The sequence below is a fragment of the Bradyrhizobium sp. CCBAU 53351 genome (genome assembly GCF_015291745.1).
GTDB lineage: Bacteria > Pseudomonadota > Alphaproteobacteria > Rhizobiales > Xanthobacteraceae > Bradyrhizobium.
On record NZ_CP030059.1, the window covers coordinates 616381 to 635640 of the forward strand.

19 protein-coding genes are annotated in these 19260 nt (G+C 63.9%); 10 read left to right on the forward strand and 9 right to left on the reverse strand.

Annotated features, from left to right (window positions below):
- Positions 1-65: 65 nt before the first annotated feature.
- A complete protein-coding gene (locus tag XH83_RS02920; RefSeq protein ID WP_194405595.1) occupies positions 66-1007 on the reverse strand; it encodes a peptidylprolyl isomerase in 942 nt (313 codons plus the stop codon).
- Between the two features lie 353 nt (positions 1008-1360).
- Between XH83_RS02920 and secA the strand changes: the two genes are divergently transcribed.
- Together secA and XH83_RS02930 are read left to right on the forward strand one after the other, a co-directional pair.
- Positions 1361-4201 carry a preprotein translocase subunit SecA gene (secA, locus tag XH83_RS02925; protein ID WP_194405596.1) on the forward strand — a complete coding sequence of 947 codons (2841 nt, stop codon included), beginning with the start codon at positions 1361-1363 and terminating at the stop codon, positions 4199-4201.
- 260 nt (positions 4202-4461) lie between these two features.
- On the forward strand, positions 4462-5988 hold the full coding sequence (locus XH83_RS02930) for a sensor histidine kinase (RefSeq protein WP_194405597.1): 1527 nt from the start codon (positions 4462-4464) through the stop codon (positions 5986-5988).
- On the opposite strand, the gene XH83_RS02935 is transcribed toward XH83_RS02930, so the two are convergent.
- Entirely contained in the window at positions 5939-6349 is a 411-nt protein-coding gene (locus tag XH83_RS02935; protein ID WP_210346994.1) for a response regulator, read from the reverse strand. The genes XH83_RS02930 and XH83_RS02935 overlap by 50 nt on opposite strands.
- 158 nt (positions 6350-6507) lie before the next feature.
- The gene (locus XH83_RS02940; RefSeq protein ID WP_194405599.1) at positions 6508-6645 is read right to left on the reverse strand and encodes a hypothetical protein; all 138 of its coding nucleotides are present in this window, start codon (positions 6643-6645) and stop codon (positions 6508-6510) included.
- A 68-nt stretch (positions 6646-6713) separates the two neighbouring features.
- On the opposite strand from XH83_RS02940, the gene XH83_RS02945 reads away from it, so the two are divergent.
- Positions 6714-7118 (forward strand): DUF6006 family protein, encoded by a 405-nt coding sequence (locus tag XH83_RS02945; protein ID WP_194405600.1) that lies wholly within the window; start codon positions 6714-6716, stop codon positions 7116-7118.
- A gap of 249 nt (positions 7119-7367) precedes the next feature.
- On the opposite strand, the gene XH83_RS02950 is transcribed toward XH83_RS02945, so the two are convergent.
- The 4 genes from XH83_RS02950 to XH83_RS02965 form a co-directional block, all read right to left on the reverse strand.
- Positions 7368-7865 (reverse strand): hypothetical protein, encoded by a 498-nt coding sequence (locus XH83_RS02950; protein WP_194405601.1) that lies wholly within the window; start codon positions 7863-7865, stop codon positions 7368-7370.
- A gap of 5 nt (positions 7866-7870) precedes the next feature.
- On the reverse strand, positions 7871-8464 hold the full coding sequence (locus tag XH83_RS02955; RefSeq protein ID WP_210346995.1) for a hypothetical protein: 594 nt from the start codon (positions 8462-8464) through the stop codon (positions 7871-7873).
- Positions 8465-8549: 85 nt separating this feature from the next.
- Entirely contained in the window at positions 8550-9761 is a 1212-nt protein-coding gene (locus tag XH83_RS02960; protein WP_194405603.1) for a tetratricopeptide repeat protein, read from the reverse strand.
- Between the two features lie 77 nt (positions 9762-9838).
- Positions 9839-10282: a MarR family winged helix-turn-helix transcriptional regulator gene (locus XH83_RS02965; protein ID WP_194405604.1), complete on the reverse strand. Its 444-nt coding sequence runs from the start codon at positions 10280-10282 to the stop codon at positions 9839-9841.
- A gap of 179 nt (positions 10283-10461) precedes the next feature.
- Here XH83_RS02965 and XH83_RS02970 point away from each other — a divergent pair, with 179 nt between their 5' ends.
- The 7 genes from XH83_RS02970 (at position 10462) to XH83_RS03000 (ending at position 17956) form a co-directional block, all read left to right on the forward strand.
- Positions 10462-11646 (forward strand): substrate-binding domain-containing protein, encoded by a 1185-nt coding sequence (locus XH83_RS02970; RefSeq protein WP_194405605.1) that lies wholly within the window; start codon positions 10462-10464, stop codon positions 11644-11646.
- Between the two features lie 152 nt (positions 11647-11798).
- Positions 11799-13313 carry an amidase gene (locus tag XH83_RS02975; RefSeq protein WP_194405606.1) on the forward strand — a complete coding sequence of 505 codons (1515 nt, stop codon included), beginning with the start codon at positions 11799-11801 and terminating at the stop codon, positions 13311-13313.
- A 36-nt stretch (positions 13314-13349) separates the two neighbouring features.
- Positions 13350-14207: a branched-chain amino acid ABC transporter permease gene (locus XH83_RS02980; RefSeq protein ID WP_128919114.1), complete on the forward strand. Its 858-nt coding sequence runs from the start codon at positions 13350-13352 to the stop codon at positions 14205-14207.
- A gap of 2 nt (positions 14208-14209) precedes the next feature.
- The gene (locus tag XH83_RS02985) at positions 14210-15427 is read left to right on the forward strand and encodes a substrate-binding protein (RefSeq protein ID WP_194405607.1); all 1218 of its coding nucleotides are present in this window, start codon (positions 14210-14212) and stop codon (positions 15425-15427) included.
- A 19-nt stretch (positions 15428-15446) separates the two neighbouring features.
- Positions 15447-16541 carry a branched-chain amino acid ABC transporter permease gene (locus XH83_RS02990; RefSeq protein ID WP_194405608.1) on the forward strand — a complete coding sequence of 365 codons (1095 nt, stop codon included), beginning with the start codon at positions 15447-15449 and terminating at the stop codon, positions 16539-16541.
- Complete coding sequence (locus XH83_RS02995) at positions 16531-17262, forward strand: ABC transporter ATP-binding protein (protein WP_194405609.1); 732 nt, start codon at positions 16531-16533, stop codon at positions 17260-17262. Before XH83_RS02990 ends, XH83_RS02995 begins: the two co-directional genes overlap by 11 nt.
- Positions 17255-17956 (forward strand): ABC transporter ATP-binding protein, encoded by a 702-nt coding sequence (locus tag XH83_RS03000; RefSeq protein ID WP_194405610.1) that lies wholly within the window; start codon positions 17255-17257, stop codon positions 17954-17956. The genes XH83_RS02995 and XH83_RS03000 overlap by 8 nt, the downstream gene beginning before the upstream one ends.
- Positions 17957-17978: 22 nt before the next feature.
- Here the strand turns inward: XH83_RS03000 and XH83_RS03005 are convergent, their stop codons facing one another.
- Positions 17979-18467: a hypothetical protein gene (locus XH83_RS03005; RefSeq protein ID WP_194405611.1), complete on the reverse strand. Its 489-nt coding sequence runs from the start codon at positions 18465-18467 to the stop codon at positions 17979-17981.
- 53 nt (positions 18468-18520) lie between these two features.
- On the reverse strand, positions 18521-19255 hold the full coding sequence (locus XH83_RS03010) for a hypothetical protein (protein ID WP_194405612.1): 735 nt from the start codon (positions 19253-19255) through the stop codon (positions 18521-18523).
- Between the last annotated feature and the right edge of the window lie 5 nt (positions 19256-19260).

Sequence of the window (19260 nt, forward strand, 5' to 3'; positions counted from 1 at the left end):
GGCACGGGGGCCGGGCATCACGAAGGCTTAGATACTCTTGGCGTCAGCGAAGTGACAGCAAATTCTTACTTCTTGGCGGGCGGCGCCATCTTGCTGTCGGAGGGCTTTGCGTCAGAAGGCTTGGCCGCATCCGCCGGCTTCGCATCGGGCTTGGCATCCGCGGCCGGCTGGTCGAGCCGCTCGACCTTGGCCTCGGCGCGCAGCTTGGCGACGTATTCGGCCTGGGCCTTGCGGGTGACATAACTCTCGATCTGGGTCTTGACCTGCTCGAAATCGGGCGCCTTGCGGCTGCGCTTTTCCTCGACCTTGATGATGTGCCAGCCGAACTGCGACTTCACGGGGTCGGAGATCTTGCCCGGCTCCAGGGTGAAGGCGACCGTGGAGAATTCCGGCACCATCTGTTCCTTGGTGAAGAAGCCGAGGTCGCCGCCATCGGCCGAGCCCGGATCCTTGGACTTCTTCTTGGCGAGCTCGGCGAAATCGGCGCCCTTGTCGAGCTCGGCCTTCACCGCCTTGGCCTCGTCCTCGGTCTCCACCAGGATGTGGCGGGCGCGCACCTCCTGCTCGCCGGTGATCTGCTTGGAGGCCTCCTCATAGACCTTCTTCATGGCATCCGGGGTGGTGGCGGCCTTGCCCTCATTGGCGAGCAGGCTGTCCATCAGCAGCCGGTTGCGGGCGAACGCCAGGCGCTTCTTGAACTCCTCGCTGTCGGCAATCTTCTTGTCCTCGGCAGCCTTGCTGACGATTTTCATGTCGATCAGGAACGACAGGACGTTCTCGTCCTTGCTCGCCGGGTCCATCTGGGCGAGGCTCGGTCCGAGCTCCTCTTCGGCCATGGCGACGTCGCTCTTCTTGATTTCCGCGCCATTGACCTTCGCCAGCACCGGATCGTCGGCGGCCCGGAGCGGGCCCGCGAACGCCAGGGACAGCGCCAAAGCGAGGCTGCCAGCCAGGGCGGACGCATGGCGGAAACGCTGGCCGGTGGTTACCGGGAACGAGGTGGTCATGGAAAATCCTTATGTTGAAGCAGGGGGCTGCTCGAAGCGCGGCGGACACTCGCCCAATTCAGGGGGGCTTGGCAACGCGAAAAGTCTGTCAAAATGATGAATTAGCCGCAATGCGCCCGCCGTTGACAAGGCCCTGACCGGGCCATATCTCTGCCCGGTCGCGACCATGGCGATGGCGTTTATTTTGCTGCGTTTTTGGCCGTTGAACCCAGACTAGCCCAATTCCCACCCATATGGCGGACGACCCCCGCAGTCCGGGCTCTGACGCCGCCAGGCGTCACGGTGAGTTGATAGGCAGGCGGGGGACAACTTCTTAGGCCAACGCGGTTAAATCGCGAACACAGGAACCAGGCATGATCGGCGCGCTCGCCCGCAAGTTTTTCGGCTCCGCCAACGACCGGCGGGTGAAGGGATATCAGTCCCGCGTCAACGCGATCAACGCGCTGGAGCCCGAAGTTTCCAAACTTTCCGACGAGGCGCTCAAGGCCCGCACCGCCGAGTTCAAGAAGCAGCTTGCCGAGGGCAAGACGCTGGACGATCTCCTGGTGCCCGCCTTCGCCACCGTGCGCGAGGCGGCCAAGCGCACGCTCGGCCAGCGCCATTTCGACGTCCAGCTGATCGGCGGCATGGTGCTGCACGAGGGCGACATCGCCGAGATGAAGACCGGCGAAGGCAAGACGCTGGTCGCGACGCTGGCGGTCTATCTCAACGCGCTCGCCGGCAAGGGCGTCCATGTCGTCACCGTCAACGACTACCTCGCCCGCCGCGACTCCGGCTGGATGGGCCAGATCTACGGCTTCCTTGGCCTGACCACCGGCGTGATCGTGCACGGCCTCGACGATGCCGAGCGCAAGGCGGCCTATGCCTGCGACATCACCTACGGCACCAACAACGAATACGGCTTCGACTATCTGCGCGACAACATGAAGTACCGGCTCGAGGACATGGTCCAGCGGCCGCACTTCTACGCCATCGTCGACGAGGTCGACTCCATCCTGATCGACGAAGCGCGGACGCCGCTGATCATCTCCGGCCCGCTCGACGACCGCTCCGACTTCTACAACACCATCGACAGCTTCCTGCCCAAGCTCGACAAGTCCGACTACGACGTCGACGAGAAGCAGCGTACGGTGACCCTCACCGAAGCGGGCATGGAGAAGATCGAGGGGCTGCTGCGCGATGCCGGCCAGCTCAAGGGCGAGTCGCTCTACGACGTCGAGAACGTCTCCGTCGTGCACCATATTAACCAGGCCCTGCGCGCCCACACGCTGTTCACCCGCGACAAGGACTACATCGTCCGCGACGACGAGGTCGTGATCATCGACGAGTTCACCGGCCGCATGATGGCCGGTCGGCGCTATTCCGAAGGCCTGCACCAGGCGCTGGAGGCGAAGGAGCACGTTACGGTCCAGCCCGAGAACCAGACGCTGGCCTCGATCACCTTCCAGAATTACTTCCGCATGTACGAAAAGCTCGCCGGCATGACCGGCACGGCGCTGACGGAAGCTGACGAGCTGTTCGACATCTACAAGCTCGAAGTCGTGGAAATCCCGACCAACCTCCCGGTCGCCCGTCTCGACGAGGACGACGAGGTCTACCGCACCCAGAACGAGAAGTACGCCGCGATCCTGGCCGAGATCGAGCGCGCCAATGCGCGGCTCCAGCCCGTGCTGGTCGGCACCGCCTCGATCGAGAAGTCGGAAGTGATCGCCGAATACCTCAAGAAGCACGGCTACCGGCAGATCGATTTCGGAAACGAAAATTCGATGCAGAAGCTGTACGCGGCGGCCCGCGCCGGCAAGCCGGCAAAGCTGTTCGCCGTGCTGAACGCACGTTTCCACGAGCAGGAAGCCTACATCGTGGCGGAAGCCGGCGTGCCCGGCGCGATCACGATCGCGACCAACATGGCCGGCCGCGGTACCGACATCAAGCTCGGCGGCTCGCTCGAGATGCGCATCCAGCAGGAGACCGCGGGCATCGAGGACGAGGCCGAGAAGGCCAGGAAGATCGAGCAGATCAAGGCCGACATTGCCCATTTCCGCGACATCGTGCTGAAGGCCGAGGAGACGGTCGAGATCGAGCCGGCGAAGGGCTCCAAGCCCGCCAAGACCGTGAAGAAGCCCGGCGGCCTCTACATCATCGGCTCCGAGCGCCACGAATCCCGCCGCATCGACAACCAGCTGCGCGGCCGCTCCGGTCGTCAGGGCGACCCCGGTCGCTCGAAGTTCTTCCTGTCGCTGGAAGACGATCTGATGCGCATCTTCGGCTCGGATCGCCTCGACAGCATGTTGCAGCGTCTCGGCCTGCAAGAGGGCGAGGCCATCATCCATCCCTGGATCAACAAGGCGCTCGAGAAGGCGCAGCAGAAGGTCGAGGCGCGCAACTTCGACATCCGCAAGAACCTGCTCAAGTTCGACAACGTCCAGAACGACCAGCGCAAGGTGATCTTCGACCAGCGCGTCGACCTGATGAAGGACGATAGCGTCGCCGAAACCGTCACCGACATGCGCCACGCCTTCATCGACGATCTCGTCGCCAAGCACGTGCCCGAGCATGCCTATGCCGAGCAGTGGGACGTCGCCGGCCTGAAGGACGAGCTGAAGCGCGTGCTCGATCTCGACCTGCCGGTCGACGAATGGGCCAAGGAAGAGGGCATCGCGGACGAGGAGCTGCTCAACCGCATCGAGACCAAGGCCGACGAGCACATGGCGGCCAAGGTCGCGCAATGGGGTCCCGACGTGATGCGTTACGTCGAGAAGACCATTCTCCTGCAGACGCTCGACCATCTCTGGCGCGAGCATCTGATCATGCTCGACCATCTGCGCCAGGTCATCGGCCTGCGCGGGTACGGCCAGCGCGATCCCTTGCAGGAGTACAAGACCGAGGCCTTCAATCTCTTCCAGGAGATGAGCGCTCACTTGCGCGAGGCCGTCACGGCGCAGCTGATGCGCGTCGAGATCGTTCCGCCGGAGCAGGAAGCTCCCGTCCTGCCGCCGATGGAGGCGCATAAGTTCGACCCGAACACCGGCGAGGACGAGATGGCGCTCGCCAGCGTCACGCTCGGTGCGCAGGCCACCGACGCCGCGCTGCGCGATCCGAAGAACCCCACCAGCTGGGGCAAGGTCGGCCGCAACGAGGATTGCCCCTGCGGCAGCGGCAAGAAGTACAAGCACTGCCACGGGCGGTATGCCTGATCGGAGAACCCGCCGGCCCGCGCCGGCCGGTTCGATCAAGTCCCTGTCCGTGCTCGGCACGGATGGAACCCTCTTTCACAAATGTTGTTATCCCGGCACGACCTTGCGGGCGTGCGCTCGCTTCGCAAGGGGACAACGCTGTCCGCGCGCCTGACCTCGTGACCATAGGAATGCAAGTCGGGACGGCTTAACGTGGAGGCGCCATCATGCCGGGCGGCATCGCTCGATGACGGCGCAGGCACCGGGGTTAAGGCCGTTTGATGAGTTCCACAGACTATTTCCCGCCATCCAGAACCGAAATCCTCGACGCGCTCGAGCTCGAAGGCCTTGCCGATGAAGCGGGCTTCGGCGAGCTGACGCGCTTCACCGCGGCGCTGTGCGAAGCTCCGATATGTCTTGTCAGTGTGGTCGGCGAAACGATGCAGCGCTTCGTGGCCAAGCACGGCCTCGACGTGTCCGAGACGCCGCGCGAATCCTCCTTCTGCGCGCACGCCATGCTGGGGTCGGACCTGATGGTCGTGCCCGATGCCACCCGGGATCCGAGGTTCGCGGGCAATCCCCTGGTCACAGGCGACCCGTTCATCCGGTTTTACGCCGGTGCGCCGCTCCAGACGCAGGACGGTTTTCCGCTCGGCTCGCTCTGCGTCATCGATCGCGTGCCCAGACCTGGCCTGACGCCGCTGCAGGAGCAGGGCCTGCGTGTTATGGCCGCCCAGGTGGTGGGTGCGATGGGGTATCGCAAGACCACGAAAAGGCAGCAGGCCAGCGAAGCGATCGCGAAGCAGGCGCTTTCTGAAACCGAGCAGAAGTTTCGCATTCTGGCCGACACCATGCCCCAGATGGTGTGGTCGACGCTGCCGGACGGTCACCACGACTACTACAATGCCAGATGGTACGAGTTTACGGGCGTGCCGGAAGGCTCGACCGACGGCGAGGGCTGGAACGGCATGTTTCATCCGGACGACCAGGACAAGGCTTGGGAGCGCTGGCGGCATTCGCTGCGGACCGGCGAGCCCTACGAGATCGAATATCGCTTGAGGAACGCCGAGGGCAATTATCGCTGGACTCTCGGACGCGCTTTGCCGATCCGCGATGCCGACGGCAATATCACCCGCTGGTTCGGAACCTGTACCGACATCCACGAGCAGAAGCTCCTGATGGAGCAGCGCGAGATGATCAGCCAGGAGCTGAGCCACCGCATCAAGAACATCTTCTCCGTGATCAATGGGCTGATCGGCCTTTCGACACGCACGCATCCGGAGCTGAAGGGTCTGGCGGACGAGTTGCGTTCGCGCATCATGTCGCTCGGCAAGGCGCATGATTTCGTGCGTCCGCACAGCGCCCGCTCTCAGCCGACCTCGAACCAGGCGACGCTCAAGGGGCTTCTGGAGCAGCTTCTGTCGGCCTATCAGTCGGAGGCGAAGCGGATCCTGATCACCGGCGATGACTTCCGCATCGACGATCGCTCCGCCACCCCCCTGGCGCTGTCGTTCCACGAGCTCGCGACCAACGCGGCGAAGTACGGCGCGCTCTCGACGCTGGACGGACGCGTCGCGGTGGACGTCAGCGAGGTGGGCGATGATGTCGTCGTCGCGTGGACGGAAAGCGGCGGTCCGCAGATCAAGTCGGCGCCTGCAGTGGAAGGCTTCGGCTCAAGGCTGATCACCTTGAGCATGTCCAGTCAGCTCGGCGGGAAGATGTCCTACGACTGGAATCCCAAAGGGCTCCGGGCCATAGCTATGATTCCAAAGACCTCGATGAGCCGTCCGGCGCCGCAAAGAACGTGACGTCCGGAGAACGTGGTTGAGGCGCCTCGCCGGCGGCGTGGTTTACCGCGGTCAGGATCGCATCGTCGCTGAAGGGCTTGCGGATGAAGCCGATCGCCGTCTCTGCACGGGGGGCAATCTGCGCGGGATTGGCGGTGACGTAAACGATCTTTGTGCCGTATTCGCGCGACAGGTCGAGCGCGATCTGCGGCCCAGTCGAGCCGTCGCGCAGATTGATATCGACTAGCGCGATTTGCGCCTGGGGGCCCGCTTCCAGGGCCTCCTTGCGATCCGCCGCGATCGCGGCAACGCGATAGCCCGCATCCTCCAGGATACGAGCGATGTCGCTGGCGACAAAGATTTCGTCTTCGACGATCAACACTGCGGGTGTCATTCGCGACCCATAATTGGCCTCAACAGACGGCGGCTCAGTGGACTGTTCCCCGCATGGACGGAGAACAGGCTTCAACCTGCTGTTCCGCCTTTTGTTCCACATGCCTGCCGCACCCGATCGGCCGATCGCCGGCCGCACGGGGAGCGTCAATTCGAGCTGTCGATCAGTCTCTCCAGCAGCCGCTTGAGCTCGCTCGTCGGCGGCGGTCGCGCGGATCCCAGGCGATAGAGCAACGTGTCGGAGACCACCCCATCTTTGCCGCTGCTCTTTGTGAACTGGATCACCGCAACAAAACTCGATCCGTGTTTTGATTGAGGCGCATCACGCGGCCCGACAGAATGGAGCCCAGACAATGTCCAAACGCGCCTTGCGATCGGCCATTTGTGTTCTCCCCCTGAGTTTTTACGCGTGCGGTCCCGCCCCTGCGAGCCAGGTGGGCGGGTGGTGGGGTGGAACATGGTCGTGCAACATCGACGGCCGCCCGGCGCGGATGAATTGGGCCGCCGTCGATGACAGTCAGACGACCTGCGACGGCGGCACTTGCACCAGCACGTCGGGAGCACGCTGGTCTGGCAGGTTCTCGGACAATGGCTCGCGATGGGTGAAGCTGACAAATGCACGCAGCGGAGCGCAGGGCGGCGTCTACTTCAACCATGCCGATGGCAATCAATGGTATTTAGCCAAGCCGGCGAGCAACAAAGCCGTAGGCTGGACGACATGGAACGGCCAACGCTACCGCCTCTCGTGCTGGCGATGATGCGCGAATGCTTTGCATTGAACGGCAGACGAGTGTTTGCGCTCGGCAAAGCGCCACGCATCAATTCACGAAGCTCAATTCGAACTATCGATCAAACTCTCCAGCAGTCAGGAAGATCGCCACGAATATCCAGCCCCCCCATTTGCGTCTGGGCTGGATTTCGATGGCTTCATTTGACGTCATTTCATTTGCCCCATTCGTTCACGAAGTTGATCTGCTCGCCGAGCGCGGGGTCCTGGCCTGCCGACGTTAGCGCCCACATCGCTCGATGCTGCCTCGCCAGCCCGGCGCGTCGATCCTCGGAAGCTGATAGCTCGCGGTCTTGCTCGAAATCGTCAGCGGCGACGCTCCCTCCATCAGGTCGAGCAGTTGTTTCTCCACGCGCTTCCAGCGCTTTCCGAACAGCTCGGGGTCCTGCCGCGAGAAGCCCAGATCCCATTGCACGAAATTGGTCAAATCATCGTCCTCCCCCGAGAGCCCCTCGAACTCGCCGACCAGCTTCATGGTCTTGCGGCGGTCCCCGATCATCAGAACGGCCTTGCCGGCGCGTGCTGCCTGGCCCGGATATTTTGCGTGCAGGCCGAAGGCGCGGCCGCATCCGAGGACGAAGGTCAGCTTTCCGTTTTCCGAGTAGCTCAGGGAGGGAAGCTCCCGGTTGTCGAATTCGAGCTTCCACGATCCCGCCGCAGCAGGAGCGGGGCCGGCAACGAGGCAAAGGACGATCGTCAGGATAGATGGTTTGGACATATGCCTCACCACTCCTCCTCCGTTACAGCTTGCTCGAGCGCCCGCGCGATCGTGAAGCGCCGGCTGTCCCTCGCTTCGATCTTGCCGCGATGGAAGGCCACGATGTCCGCGAAGGGGTACCCGAGGTCCTCGGCGGCCAGTTGCGATGCCAAACCCTCGGCGGCCTCCCAGCGTTGCGCCCGCCGGAGCACGTCGAGCAGCAGCAGACGCGTGTCGATCGACTTGATCGTGCGCCCTTCGAGATGCGCGGCCGCCCGCAGGCGCAACGTGAGTGCCTCGGACGCTTGCTCTTTGTTGTCATCGGCGACCCAGGCCGCGCAGAGCGTGTTCAGGAAGGCGGATCTCCTGTCGCCGTAATAGGCGTCCTGCGCCGCGCGAACCAGAAAGCGGCGCGAGGCCGGGTCGGCCAGGGGATCGAGGCAGGCGGCCCGGAATTCCGGTGTGGCGACGAAGCTGCGTGCCTTGGCGTCGCCCTTGTCGATGTTCGGAGCGACGTAACCGCAAAAGGGGCATTCCTGCAGCCAGTCCTCGACGGTGGCGCGGAACATTCCCGGCGGGCGCTGGTCGAGATCCGGTGAGCCCCAGGAGTTCGAGCTCATGAGCTCGCAATGCTCCGACTTCTTGCCGCAGCAATAGCATTTCCGAACTCGGGTGTCGTAGCTCGTCATGTGAGATCCGGCGCGACTACGCTCCCCATCGCTTGCTCAAATTGCGGCGAAACATCTCCGACGCCTGGACAAGTCTTTCCAGCACGCCTTCGCCATAGAGCACAGACTTGTTGCCTGCATAGTCCATGATCGCGTTGCGAAAGATCGGCTTCCTCGCGCCGAGGAAATTCTGCAGCAGTTCGAAGCCCCGCTCCAGCATGGGCTCGGTGGCCTCCGATCCCGCATCCGCATATCCCACGGCCAACTCGGCGAGAATCCAGAGCAGGGCAGCCGCATCCTCGCCATAGGCCAGCTCGCATATCGAAAGCAGACGTTTCAACAGAGGCTCGGCCGTCCGGAATTGCCGGCAGTCCACATAGGTCCGTATCATCTCTTCGAGGGCGACCTGCACCTCGACACTATCAGGTCCAAATCGCTTCTCCAGCATGCCCAGGCCGAGCTTGAAAGCGGCGACTGCCTCCTCGATGCTTCGTCGGCTGCTTCCAGGCCTTTGCCGCGTGCTGGCATTGGCGTGGACAATCGCGGAGGCGAGCAGGCACCTTGCGACTTCCTCGCTGCGCTTTCCGAAGACTTTCTGTTTGAGGCTGAGGCTGCGTTCGAGATCCGCCTTGGCGTCCGTCCACTTCTTCACGTGCGTGCTCGTCTCGGCCAGCAGTTCGACGGCGGCTGCGACCTCGGCGCTGTGCGCGCCATGAAGCTTTTCCTTGATGGAGATGCTTCGCTCCAGCAGCACCCTGGCCTTCGCATACCCCCCGCTCGATGCGTAGCCCCTGCCGAGCGCTTCGCATTCCTCGGCAACCGCTTCACTGTCTTCGCCGAAGATTTCGGTCTTGATCGCCAGCCGCCGCAGCTGAAACGGCTCGATATGCTCGAAGTCGGCGCCACTTGCGTGACCGATCCATTTATCGAGGTCGGGAAGGACTGACCTCGGCCCATGCAGGCTTTCGGCAATCGTGATGCAGCGCTCGAGAAAGGGAGCCGCGTCCACGGGATCCTCATAATCGCAGATCACGCGCACCAGCGATCTCAGGGCGGTTGCCACCTCGTCGCTGACCGGTCCGAAGCGTTTTTCGAGCCCGGCAATGTGCTCGAGATGACGGGGGGCGTAGAAAGACGTCATGGCCGGCCTCAATTTCCATCCCAATGAGGCGCCTTGGCCAACATGCCCAATGCCGCGCTCCCCCGGTCGCTGTTCGCTCCAGCATGGATGGCATGCGCCAAAACGCAAGAGCTGCGGGCGCGTTTGAGCGCAACTATGCGCCGGGCAGGGCGACAGGCGGTGAGGTCGCTCGGCGAAGCCGGCGCCTAATTCGAGCTGTCGATCAGGCTCTCCAGCAGCCGCTTGAGCTCGCTCGTCGGCTTGTCGCCGTAGCTCTCCAGGATGTGCTCCTCCTGGTCCACCGCGAGCGAGTTGAGCTTCTTGCTCAGCACCTTGCCGCGGTCGGAGATGAACATCAGCACCTTGCGGCGGTCGTTCGGATCCTGCACGCGATAGACCAGCGTGTCCGAGACCATGCGGTCGATCATCTTGGTCAGGGTCGGATGGTTGAGCAGCACGGCCTCCGCAAGCTCGCCCATCGAATGGCCGTTGCCATCCGACAGCACTTTCAGGATGCGCCATTGCTCGACGGGAACCCCTTCTTTGCTCAACCGCAGTTCGAGCTGCCGGTTGATCTCCCGGTTGGCTTGCGCGAGCAGGTAGGCGAGGTGTTCGGTGATCGGGATGTTTGCTTTGGTCGGTTTTGCCACGGCTAAGACTTCGTCTTGACCCAAATGAGTGAATGTCTTGCAATCAATGCTGCATCTATATGCACTTCAATTGTTGAAGTTTCAATATTTTCAAAATAGGATGATTGCCCAACAATAGGGCGGGTGCCGCGGCCGCCCGTAGAATGTGCTTTCAGGTCTGGTCCCAGACAGGAGTTGGCGTGCGCGCGACGGTGAACTTCCCGGCTCACGGCGGCCCGGCGTTGCCGCCGTCTTTGCTGTTCAGGAATCTGTCGTCGTCGGCAGCCGGCGGCGCGTTGTCGCCGAGCGACCACGCCTTGTTCAAACGGCGCGGCGCCAACAGGCTGCGCATCGGCGGCTTCATCTGCTGCACCGGCTCGCCCGGCGTCTGGGGGCCGTGCGCCACCAACAGCGCGCAGCTCGCCGTCGCCGAGATCAACAAGCGCGGCGGCATCCTTGGCCGCGAGATCGAGCTGTCGATCTACGACGCCGGCGGGCCGCTGGATGAGGTTCTGGACCGTGCCGAGCAGGCGATCGCGTTCGACGAGGTCGATCTGATCGTCGGCCTGCACACCAGCGCGGTCCGCGTGGCCTTGCGCGACGTCACCATGCGCCATCGCATCCCCTACATCTACACGCCTGTCTACGAGGGCGGCGAGCGCACGCCGGGCGTGATGGCGATCGGCGAGACGCCGCGCTGGCAGAGCCGCCCCGCCATCCACTGGCTTGCCGACGTCAAGAAGGCCCAGCGCTGGTATCTGATCGGCAGCGACTATGTCTGGCCGTGGCAATCGCACCGTGCGGTCAAGAACTACATCAGGGAAACCGGCGGCCACGTCGTCGGCGAAGAGTTCGTTCCCCTCGGCGAGGACAATCACGAGCCGCATCTGGCGCGCATCCGCGCCGCCAAGCCCGATGTCGTGCTGATCTCGCTGATCGGCACCGACAGCATCACCTTCAACCGGGCTTTCGGCGAATGGGGCCTCGGCGCCACGACGCTGCGCCTTGCCGGGGCGATGGACGATACCGTGCTGCTCGGCATCGGCGCCGACAACAGCGAGAACATGTTCTGCGCCTCGGGCTATTTCACCGGAACCGGCACGCGCGCCAATGACGACTTCCAGAGCCGTTATCGCGCGATGTTCGGGCCGAATGCGCCGCCGATCGGCTCGGTCGGACAGTCGAGCTACGAGGGCTTGCGCTTCCTCGAGGCCGTCGCGAACAAGGCCGGCTCGTTGTCGATGGGCCCGATGCTGGTGGCCGGCCGCAACATCGTCTACAGCGGCGCCCGCGGTCCGGTCACCGTCCGCGACGGACGCGCGCGAATGCCGATGCATCTTGCCGAGGCCGACGGTCTCGACTTCAAGCTGATCAAGCCGATCTGACCGCGCCGCGGCAATCGGCGGGGCCCGACTTGCAAAATAATACTTGAAAAGGAAAATATTTCCGTTTTGAATGTTTGCGCGAGGCCGCCGGTACGTGCATCGCGCCGGGGCGGCCACGCTCCAGTTCGCCAAAGAAAATTCAGGAGAGCGCCGTGACAGTTGCCCTTCCCACGCCAGCCCAACTTCGCAGTGTCGCCGAGCAATGCGGCCTATCGCTCACCGACGAGGACGTCACCTCGTTCCGCGGCCTGATGCAGGGCTCGATCGAGGCCTACAATCTCGTGGCCGCGATGCCGGACGAGCTGCCGGAGGTGAAGTACCCGCGCACGCCGGGCTATCGGCCCTCGACCGAGGAGAACCCGCGCAACGCCTGGTATCGCAAGTCGATCGTGAAGGGCGCCGCCAGCGGCAAGCTCAAGGGCAAGACCGTCGCGCTGAAGGACAACATCATGCTGGCCGGCGTGCCCATGACCAACGGCTCGTCGACGCTGGAAGGCTATGTGCCTGATTTCGACGCCACCATCGTCACGCGCATGCTGGATGCCGGCGCCGAGATCAAGGGCAAGGTGCATTGCGAGCACTTCTGCCTGTCCGGCGGCAGCCACACCGGCTCCTACGGGCCGGTGCATAATCCGCACAAGATGGGCTACTCGGCCGGCGGCTCGTCGTCGGGCTCCGGCGTCGTGGTCGCGCTCGGCGAGGTCGACATGGCGATCGGCGGCGATCAGGGCGGTTCGATCCGCATGCCGTCCTCGTTCTGCGGCATCTACGGCATGAAGCCGACCTGGGGCCTCGTCCCCTACACCGGCATCATGCCGATCGAGATCTACGTCGACCATACCGGCCCGATGACTGCGACGGTCGCCGACAACGCGCTGCTGCTCGAAGTGCTCGCCGGCGACGATGGCTACGATCCGCGCATCAAGGCGCCCAAGGTCGAGGAGTACACCAAGGCGCTTGGCCAGGGCGTCAAGGGCATGAAGATCGGCATCGTCAAGGAAGGCTTTGAGCAGCCGGTCGCGGAGGCCGCGGTGAACGAAAGCGTGCGCGAGGCCGCCAAGCGCTTCAAGGATTTGGGCGCCACCGTCGAGACCGTCTCGATCCCGATGCATCTCTTGGGCGGCGCGATCTGGACCCCGATCGGCACCGAGGGCCTGACCCAGACCATGATGTTCGGCGATGGCTACGGCCTGTCCCGCGGCGATCTCTATTCGACCTCGCTGATGGATTTCCATCGCGGCTGGCGCCGGCAGGCCGATTCGCTGTCCGAGACCACGAAGCTATTCATGATGCTCGGCACCTACATCAACAACAATTTCGGTCCGCGCTTCTACGGCAAGGCGCTCAACATCTCGCGCCGGCTGACCGCGGCCTACGACAAGGCGTTCGCGGACTACGACCTCCTGCTGATGCCGACCACGCCGATGAAGGCGACCAAGCTGCCGGAGCCCAATGCCAGCCGCGAGGATTACGTCGCCCGCGCGCTGGAGATGATCTCCAACACCGCGCCGTTCGACATCACCCATCATCCCGCGATGTCGCTGCCTTGCGGCATGGTCGACGGCTTGCCGGTCGGCCTGATGCTCGTCGGCCGCATGTTCGAGGAATCAACCATCTACCGCGCCGCCCACGCCTTCGAGCAGATCGGCGACTGGAAGAAGATGTGAGCAAGGCTTCGATGCCGACGGACGGGACAGCAACGCATGGCTAACGCGTTCGTCGCAGCGTTCGAGATCCTGAGCTTCGGCGCGATCATCGTCCTGATCGTGCTAGGGCTCGGGATCATCGCCAGCATGATGGGCATCTTCAACTTCGCGCAGGGCGAGTTCGTTCTGCTCGGGGCCTACGTCACCTATCTCGCCTACGCCAAGGGCCTGCCGATCTGGGCCGGCATGGTCGCCGCACCGTTCCTGGTCGGCGGGCTCGGCTTCGTGCTGGAGGCGCTGATCATCCGCCGCTTCTATGCCGCGCCGATCGTCGCCATGCTCGGCACCTATGCGCTCGGCCTGATCATCCGCGAATCCGTTCGCGGGCTGATCGGCGGCTTCTACCTGACCGTCCCGGAGCCGATCGGCGGCTCGATCGACATCGGCGCCATGCACATCTCGGCCTGGCGCTTCACCATCATCGTCATCACGCTCCTGGTGATGGGGGGCTGCTATTTGCTGCTGTCGCGCACCAGCTTCGGCTTGCGCGTGCGGGCCACGCTGGAGAATCCGTCGCTGGCGCGCGCCTCCGGCATCTCCACGCCGCTGATCTACGGCGCCACCTTTGCCTTTGGTGCGGCGCTGGCCGGACTTGCCGGCGCGCTGATCGTGCCTGTGTTCAGCCTGTTCGCCGATCTCGGCCTGCGCTTCCTGATCCAGGGCTTTGTCGCGGTCATGGTCGGCGGCGTCGGCTCCTTCATCGGCCCTGTCGCGGGCGCCGGCGTCATCGGCACGCTCAGCGCGGCGCTGCCCTGGGTGATGGCGCCCGTCGTCGCCGACGTCCTCGTCTTCGTGCTCGCCATTGTCTTCATCAAATTCCGCCCGCAGGGCCTCATCGCTGGAAAAGGGGTTTAGTCATGTTCGATCGCACGCAGCTCTCTCGGCGCCGCTTTCTCTCCAATTTCGCCTTTGCGTCCGGTGCGGTTGCGACCGGCGTCGGCAGCTGGATGATCCCCGCGCCCTGGGCCAATGCGGCCGAGGCGCCGATCAAGGTCGGCATCGCCACCGACCTCACCGGTCCGATCGCCTATGCCGGCAATGCCGACGCCAATGTCGCCAAGATGGTGATCAAGGAGATCAACGCCGCCGGCGGCCTGCTCGGCCGTCCGCTCGAGCTCTATATCGAGGACACCGCCTCCAACGAATCCGTCGCCGTCGGCAACGTGCGAAAACTGATCCAGCGCGACAAGGTCGACATGGTCTTGGGCGGCATCACCTCCTCGATGCGCAACGCGATCAAGGATCCGATCGTGGCGCGTGGCAAGACGCTCTACATCTATCCGCAGCTCTACGAGGGCAAGGAGTGCACGCCCTATCTGTTCTGCACCGGGCCCACACCGGCGCAGCAATGCGACGAGTTCATCCCCTGGCTGATCAAGAACGGCGGCAAGAAGTTCGCGCTGCCGAGCGCCAATTACGTCTGGCCGCACACGCTCAACGTCTATGCCCGCAAGGTGATCGAAGCGAACGGCGGCGAGGTCGTGTTCGAGGAATACTACCCGCTCGACCAGGTCGACTTTTCCGCGACCGTCAACCGCATCGTCTCCAACAAGGTCGACGTCGTCTTCAACACCGTCATTCCGCCGGGTGTCGGCCCGTTCTTCAAGCAGCTCTATGAAGCCGGCTTCCTCAAGAACGGCGGACGGCTCGCCTGCGTCTACTATGACGAGAACACGCTCAACATCAATCAGGCCGCGGAGATCGAGGGGCTCGCCAGCTGCCTCGACTATTTCAAGGTGCTGACCAAGGAGAACCCGTTCGACGCAAAAATCCAGGCGGCCTATGAAAAGGATTTTCCGGGCAACTTCCTGTTCGCCGCCGGCAGCGCCGCGACCGGCACCTATCGCGGCCTGAAGCTGTGGGAAGCGGCGGTGAAGGAAGCCGGCAAGATCGACCGCGAGTCGGTTGCCGCCGCGCTCGACCACGCCAAGATCGCCGAAGGTCCGGGCGGGCCTGCCGAGATGGTCCCCGGCAAGCGCCACTGCAAGATGAAGATGTACACCGCGGTCGCCAAGGCCGGCAATTACGAGATCGTCGCCCGCAGCGAAGGCCTCGTCGATCCCAAAGAATGCTAAGGCGGAATGCTGAGGTGGAATGCTGAAGCCGATGAGTGTGGTAAGACAGGCCATCGCCGACGACGGAGCGGGCGACGGGATGGCTGAACGCGTGGCGGCGGGACAGGCCGGGGACCGAGTCAAAGTAGGACGAAAAGTCCTGCCGATCGTGGAGGGCGTCGTGCTGGTCGCGGCGCTGCTCGCGCCGCTGGTGCTGCAGGACTATCTCACGGTGTTCGCGACGCGCGTGATCATCCTCGCGCTGTTCGCGCTGTCGTTCGACCTGGTCTGGGGCTATGCCGGCATCATGAGTTTCGGCCAGGCCCTGTTCTTCGGCTCGGCCGGCTATGGCGTCGCACTGCTCGCGCGCGACCTCGACATCACCAACATCCTGCTGGTGCTGCCGGCGGGAACGCTGATCGGCCTCACCTTCGCGCTGCTGCTCGGCGGCTTCCTGCTGCTGGGCCGGCATCCCTCCAGCGTGATCTTCGTTTCGCTGGGCACGCTGACCGGCTCCTACGCCGCCGATCGGCTCGCGCGCGGCTGGTATTATCTCGGCGGCCAGAACGGCATCCCCTCGATCGCGCCAATGACGCTCGGCGGCTACGAGTTCACGGAAGGGCCGGCGTTCTATTATCTCGTGCTCGGCATTCTCGTCGCCGTCTATCTGCTCTGCCGCTTCCTGGTGCGCTCGCAATTCGGCCTCGCGCTCGCGGGGCTCCGGGAGAACGAACAGCGCATCGCCTTCTTCGGCTACAAGGCGCAGCACCTGAAGGCGATCATCTTCACCATCGGCGGCGGCGTCGCGGGGCTCGCCGGCAGCCTCTATGCCTTCCACGAAGGCTTCGTCTGGCCCAACATGGTCGGCGTCGTCGTCTCGACGCAGGTGGTGCTCTACGTGCTGTTCGGCGGCTCCGGCACGCTGATCGGCGCCGTCATCGGTGCCGTGATCGTCGAAGGCGTCAGCTTCTGGCTGTCGGACAATTATCGCGACGTCTGGCCGATCATTCTGGGCTTGTTGCTGCTGCTCGTGATCCTGTTCCGTCCCCTCGGCCTGATCAGCTTTGTCCTCGGCGAGCGCGAGCGCGTCGGCAGCTTCGGCGCCAAAGCAAAAGAGAAGCGCCATGCTCCTTGAAGCCGCCGGCATCAAGAAGATCTTCGGCAAGCTCACCGCGCTCGACGACGCGGCGCTTAGCGTCGGCGAGAACGAATTCCACGGCCTGATCGGCCCGAACGGCTCCGGCAAGAGCACCTTGATGAAGTGCATCGCCGGCGCAGAAGTGCCGACCACAGGCAAGGTCTCCTTCGTCAACACCGACATCACCGCGTTCACGCCGACCGAGCGCGCGCGGGCCGGCATGAGCCTGAAGTTCCAGATCACATCCGTGCTGCCCTCGCTGACGCTGTACGACAACATCCTGCTCGCGTTGCAGGCGCATTGCTCGCTGTTCGACCTGGTGTTCTCGCGCACGCGCGGCGCGCTGCACGACCAAGTCATGTCCATGCTGACGCAGTTCCGCCTGGCCGATCGCGCCTTCGATGCGGCGGCGGCGCTGTCGCACGGCCAGCAGCAATGGCTGGAGATCGCGATGGCGCTCGCGGGCAAGCCAAAACTGCTGCTGCTCGACGAGCCGACCGGCGGCATGAGCCTGGAGGAGCGCCGCGTCACCGGCGAGCTGCTCCAGCCGATCAAGCAGCATTGCTCCCTCGTCATCGTCGAGCACGACCTCGATTTCATTCGCGACATCTGCGATCGCCTCACCGTGCTCGACCAGGGCAGGGTGCTGGCGTCGGGCACCGTGTCCGAGATCCAGGCCAACACATCCGTCCAGGAGATTTATCTGCGCCGTGCCTGAGCAACAATTTCTCAACATCAGCCATCTCGACGCCGGCTACGGCCGGAGCCAGGTGCTGTTCGACGTCAACCTCGGCATTCCCTGGCGCGGCGGCGTCGCCGTGCTCGGGCGCAACGGCGCCGGCAAGACCACGCTGATGAAGACCATCGTCGGCGAGCTGCCGGCGTGGAACGGCGAGGTCGCCTTCGACGGCCGCGACATCAGCCGCCGTGCCACCCAGGAACGCGTGCGCGCCGGCATCGGCTATGTGCCGCAGGAGCATTCGGTGTTCGCGCGCCTGTCGGTGCGCGACAATCTCGCGGTCGGCTCGCTCGCGAACAAGGACGCCTCCGCCGTCGACCGCGTGCTGGCGATCTTCCCAAAACTCGGCCAGCGCCTCGATCAGCCCGCCGGCACGCTGTCGGGCGGCGAGCGCAAGATGCTCGCGATCGGCCGCGCCATGTTGGGGGATCCCAAGCTGCTGCTGTTGGACGAGCCGACCGAAGGCGTCTGGATCGGCGTCATCGAGGAGATCACCGAGCGCCTGATCGAGCTGGCGAAGACGATCGCCGTCATCATCGTCGAGCAGCACCTCGATTTGGCGCTCCGCGTCGCCGATTATGCTTACGTGCTCGACCGCGGCAGGGTCGCGTTGCAAGGCGAGGCCGGCGAGGTGAGGGGCAATCCGGAGCTGATGCGGTATCTGGCGCCGTAGCTCGAACCGCCGGGACCTGGGATCATCTGCTCGTCTTCTGAAGAGCCGCGATGCGTTTTTGCACGTGGGCCGCCAGGTCTGAAAAGGGCAGGCATGAATTCGGGTACGGAGTCATCGCGCCCGACGTCTTGTCCTCATTCTCCCCGATAAGTTCCTTGAGCTGATTGATGTCGGTGGAGTTGAGCCGATCCATGCAGGCCGAGGCCTTTATCGCGCGTGTGACGATCTCGATATCGTTCGTCAGGCGAAGGATCTGGTACTTGACGATCGACCGTTCGAATACCTCGAGAGCCTTCTTGTAGTCTCCGGCCTTGTAGAGCTCGTTGCCTTCTCTCCATATGGCGGCTCCGTCATTGTGGATCTGCTTTTGCTTCGCAGGGTCGGTCACGGGTGCGTAATTCTTCGGCTCCCAGTAATCGCCCGCCCAGGCGGCCGGCAGGATCGAAACCGCGGCGAGAAAAAGGGTGCCGACCGAAACCGAAAGGCGGATGGTGCGAGAGGACCGAATCAAGGGGAGCTCCTTTTGGATACGCGAATCAATTCAACGGAAAGCGGCTTTCATGGTCACGTCTTCCGCGGGCTCGGAATGATCTGGATGTGCCGTGCGATGGCTTTGATCAGCTCGGGGTCCGCGACCGAGGTCGCGACCGGCGGCGCAGGCTTCCCCTCGAGCGCCTGGCCGATCGTGTATCGCGCGTCATCCCTGGCCGCGATCTTGTCGCGATGGAAGGCGACGATTTCGGCGAAGGGATATTCCAGCTCTTCGGCCGTCAAATCGGCGATCAGTGCCTCGGCGGCCTCCCAGCTCGATGCGCGCCGCAGGACGTCGAGCAGGAGCAGCCTGGTGTCGAGCGAGGTGATACGCGGGCCTTCCAGATGACGTGCGGCTTTGAGGCGGAGTGCCGCCGCCTCGGACGGCCTGCTGGCGTCGTCGCAGACCCAGGCCGCGGACAGCGTGCTCAGGAACGCCGATCTCCGTTCGCCGTCATGGGCATGCTGCGCGGCGCGCACCAGGAAGCGGCGCGATGCCGGGTCGGACGATGGGTCGCGTGAGGCGGTGAGGAATTCGGCCGTATCGAGGAAGCTGCGCGCCTTCGCGTCGCCCTTGTCGATGCTCGGGGCCACGTAGCCGCAATAGGGACACTCCTGCAGCCAGCTTCCAATGGTCCAGCGGTACATTTTCGGCGGCCGCTGGTCGAGGTCGGGTGAGCCGCGCGTGTTCGAGCTCATGAGCACGGAATGCTCGGAGGACTTGCCGCAGCAATGGCATTGCAGTTTCTCGGTTCTGTAATCTGTCATCGGAG

Excerpts from the sequence above, each read along its gene's own strand:
- XH83_RS02945 (WP_194405600.1), top strand. The coding sequence starts at position 6,714 with ATGTCCAAACGCGCCTTGCGATCGGCCATTTGTGTTCTCCCCCTGAGT.
- XH83_RS02930 (WP_194405597.1), top strand. The coding sequence starts at position 4,462 with ATGAGTTCCACAGACTATTTCCCGCCATCCAGAACCGAAATCCTCGAC.
- XH83_RS02990 (WP_194405608.1), top strand. The coding sequence starts at position 15,447 with ATGCTGAAGCCGATGAGTGTGGTAAGACAGGCCATCGCCGACGACGGA.
- XH83_RS02985 (WP_194405607.1), top strand. The coding sequence starts at position 14,210 with ATGTTCGATCGCACGCAGCTCTCTCGGCGCCGCTTTCTCTCCAATTTC.
- XH83_RS02995 (WP_194405609.1), top strand. The coding sequence starts at position 16,531 with ATGCTCCTTGAAGCCGCCGGCATCAAGAAGATCTTCGGCAAGCTCACC.
- XH83_RS02980 (WP_128919114.1), top strand. The coding sequence starts at position 13,350 with ATGGCTAACGCGTTCGTCGCAGCGTTCGAGATCCTGAGCTTCGGCGCG.
- XH83_RS03010 (WP_194405612.1), bottom strand. The coding sequence starts at position 19,255 with ATGACAGATTACAGAACCGAGAAACTGCAATGCCATTGCTGCGGCAAG.
- XH83_RS02950 (WP_194405601.1), bottom strand. The coding sequence starts at position 7,865 with ATGTCCAAACCATCTATCCTGACGATCGTCCTTTGCCTCGTTGCCGGC.
- secA (WP_194405596.1), top strand. The coding sequence starts at position 1,361 with ATGATCGGCGCGCTCGCCCGCAAGTTTTTCGGCTCCGCCAACGACCGG.
- XH83_RS02920 (WP_194405595.1), bottom strand. The coding sequence starts at position 1,007 with ATGACCACCTCGTTCCCGGTAACCACCGGCCAGCGTTTCCGCCATGCG.
- XH83_RS02955 (WP_210346995.1), bottom strand. The coding sequence starts at position 8,464 with ATGAGCTCGAACTCCTGGGGCTCACCGGATCTCGACCAGCGCCCGCCG.